Source organism: uncultured Limnohabitans sp. (genome assembly GCF_937889215.1).
GTDB lineage: Bacteria > Pseudomonadota > Gammaproteobacteria > Burkholderiales > Burkholderiaceae_C > Limnohabitans_A.
Window position 1 is genome coordinate 1 of sequence record NZ_CALBEX010000261.1, and the last position, 3,269, is coordinate 3,269.

Annotated in this window: 3 protein-coding genes; all 3 read right to left on the bottom strand. The window is 58.3% G+C overall.

The window, feature by feature from the left end:
• On the bottom strand, window positions 1–778 hold a 778-nt coding region (locus tag Q0341_RS06645), incomplete at its 3' end, for an aminotransferase class V-fold PLP-dependent enzyme (protein ID WP_299511366.1).
• A gap of 20 nt (window positions 779–798) precedes the next feature.
• A complete protein-coding gene (iscR, locus tag Q0341_RS06650; RefSeq protein WP_299511367.1) occupies window positions 799–1,335 on the bottom strand; it encodes a Fe-S cluster assembly transcriptional regulator IscR in 537 nt (178 codons plus the stop codon).
• Between the two features lie 114 nt (window positions 1,336–1,449).
• Window positions 1,450–3,269: excinuclease ABC subunit UvrB (uvrB, locus tag Q0341_RS06655; protein WP_299511368.1), on the bottom strand; the 1,820-nt coding region annotated here is incomplete at its 5' end.

Consider the following 3,269-nt stretch of genomic DNA (forward strand, 5'->3'; position numbering starts at 1 on the left):
CGATGCGAAACGCCTCGCCCATGCCGACGCACTGGTGCGTGGCCAAAGAGCCCGAACGCATGCCGCGCTCATGGCCGCCGCCGTGCATTTGTGCTTCCAGGCGAATGCGGGGCTTGCGGCGCACGTACAAAGCGCCGATGCCCTTGGGGCCATAGGTTTTGTGTGAAGCCAAGCTCATCAGATCAATGGGCAGCTGGGCCAAATCGATCTCGACCTTGCCCGTGGATTGCGCCGCATCGACGTGGAAGATGATGCCTTTTTCGCGGCACAGGTTGCCAATCGCGGTCACGTCTTGGATCACACCGATCTCGTTGTTCACGTGCATCACGCTGACCAAGATGGTGTCAGGACGGATGGCGGCTTTGAGGACATCCATGCTCAACAAACCGTCTTCTTGAACGTCGAGGTAAGACACTTCAAAACCTTGGCGCTCCAACTCACGCATTGAGTCGAGCACAGCTTTGTGCTCGGTCTTGACGGTGATCAGGTGCTTGCCGCGTGTCTTGTAAAAGTGCGCTGCGCCCTTGATGGCCAGGTTGTTCGATTCGGTGGCACCGCTGGTCCAGACGATCTCGCGGGGGTCGGCGCCGATCAGGTCAGCCACTTGCTCGCGGGCTGTTTCGACAGCGGCTTCCGCTTCCCAGCCCCAAGCGTGGCTGCGGGATGCGGGATTGCCAAAGTGCTCACGCAACCAAGGCACGATGGCGTCCACCACGCGGGGGTCGCAAGGGTTGGTGGCACTGTAATCAAGATAGATGGGGAAATGGGGTGTGGTCATGGTCTGCTCTTTTTCAGGAATCAGGGTTTGGCGAACATGTTGCCCAGGTCAAACACCGAATTGGGCACATTCACGCGGATGGGTTGGCTGATCGGCATGGGGGCAATCGCACGCTTGAGACTGGGCTTGTTCTCGACCACCAGGCCTTTGGCCAACTGGTCATCGACCAGCTTTTGCAAAGACACAGAATCCAGAAACTCAACCATTTTGGAGTTCAGCGAAGCCCAGAGGTCATGGGTCATGCAGCGACCATCGCCGCCATTGCAATTTTCTTTGCCGCCACAGTGGGTGGCGTCAATGGGCTCGTCAACCGACAAAATGATGTCTGCCACTGTGATGTCGGTGGATTTGCGGCCCAAGGTGTAACCGCCGCCGGGGCCACGGGTGGACTCGACCAGGTTGTGGCGGCGCAGCTTGCCAAACAACTGCTCTAAATAAGACAATGAAATCTGTTGGCGCTGGCTGATGGCCGCCAAAGTCACAGGGCCTGCATCTTGGCGCAAAGCCAGATCGATCATGGCGGTGACGGCAAAACGGCCTTTGGTGGTGAGACGCATGGCAGGCTCCTAAAGTGGTGGGGTGCTCGGTCTGTCACCTGATGGGGCAGGTTCCCGACTAAACAAGTCAAGTATAGCCCAATCCCGATTAAAACACTCGGGTTATAGGGCCATTCAGGCCCGGATCAACGGCACGATGTTGTCGCCACCAGTCGCGCCAAAGGCCTGTTCCTTCAGAACGGTCAACTGGTCGCGCACCTGCGCGGCCTTTTCGAACTCCAAATTGCGGGCGTGCTCCATCATTTGCTTTTCCAGCTGCTTGATGGCGCGGGCGATGTCTTTCTCGCTCATGTCCTCGACCCTGGCTTTTTGCATGGCCGCTTGTTCCAGTCGTTCAGCCTCTTTGCCCGATTTTTCGCTGTACACGCCATCGATCAGGTCTTTGACCTTTTTGACAATGCTCTTGGGCGTGATGCCCATGACCTCGTTGTGCGCCACTTGCTTGATGCGGCGGCGCTCGGTCTCGCCCATGGCTTTTTTCATGGACTCGGTGATGCGGTCAGCGTACAAAATCGCCCGGCCGTTCAGGTTTCGTGCCGCGCGCCCAATGGTCTGGATCAGGCTGCGCTCGGAGCGCAAAAAGCCTTCTTTGTCGGCGTCCAAAATCGCCACCAACGAGACCTCGGGAATGTCCAAGCCCTCGCGCAGCAAGTTGATGCCCACCAGCACATCGAACGCGCCCAAACGCAGGTCTCGCAAAATTTCCACCCGCTCGACCGTGTCCACGTCGCTGTGCAAATAGCGCACTTTCACGCCGTTGTCGCTCAGGTAATCGGTGAGCTGCTCGGCCATGCGCTTGGTCAGCGTGGTGATCAGCACACGCTCATGCTTGTCCACCCGGATGCGGATCTCTTGCAGCACATCGTCCACCTGGTGGACGGCCGGGCGAACCTCCACCTGCGGGTCAACCAAACCTGTGGGGCGCACCACCTGTTCGACCACTTTGCCCGAATGCGTTTTTTCGTAGTCGGCGGGGGTGGCCGAGACAAAGATGCACTGGCGCATGCGCTTTTCAAACTCTTCAAACTTGAGCGGGCGGTTGTCCAAGGCGCTGGGCAAACGGAAACCGTATTCCACCAGCGTGGTTTTGCGCGCCTTGTCGCCGTTGTACATGGCGTTGAGCTGGCCAATCATCTGGTGGCTTTCGTCCAGAAACATGATGGCGTCGGGCGGCATGTAATCGGTGAGCGTACTGGGCGGGTCGCCGGGGGCTGCGCCCGACAAATGCCGGGTGTAGTTCTCAATGCCCTTGCAGTGCCCTACTTCGGACAGCATTTCCAAATCGAACCGCGTGCGCTGCTCCAGGCGCTGGGCTTCGACCAACTTGCCCATGCCCACCAGTTCTTTCAGGCGCTGGGCCAGCTCCACCTTGATGGTTTCCACCGCCGCCAACACCTTGTCGCGTGGCGTCACATAGTGACTGGACGGGTAAACCGTGAAACGCGGGATCTTTTGCCGAATGCGCCCGGTGAGCGGGTCAAACAGCTGCAGGCTCTCGATTTCGTCGTCGAACAGCTCAATGCGGATCGCCAACTCGGAGTGCTCGGCTGGGAAAACGTCAATCGTGTCGCCGCGCACCCGGAACTTGCCGCGACTGAATTCCATGTCGTTGCGCTGGTACTGCATTCGGATCAGCTGGGCGATCACGTCGCGCTGGCCCAGCTTGTCGCCGGTGCGCAGCGTCATGATCATGCGGTGGTAACTCTCGGGCTCGCCAATGCCGTAAATGGCCGACACCGTGGCCACGATCACCACATCGCGCCGCTCCATGATGCTTTTGGTGCACGACAGCCGCATCTGCTCGATATGCTCGTTAATGGCGCTGTCTTTTTCAATGAACAAATCGCGCTGCGGCACATAGGCCTCGGGCTGGTAATAGTCGTAATAACTAACGAAATACTCGACCGCGTTTTTTGGAAAAAACTCGCGAAACT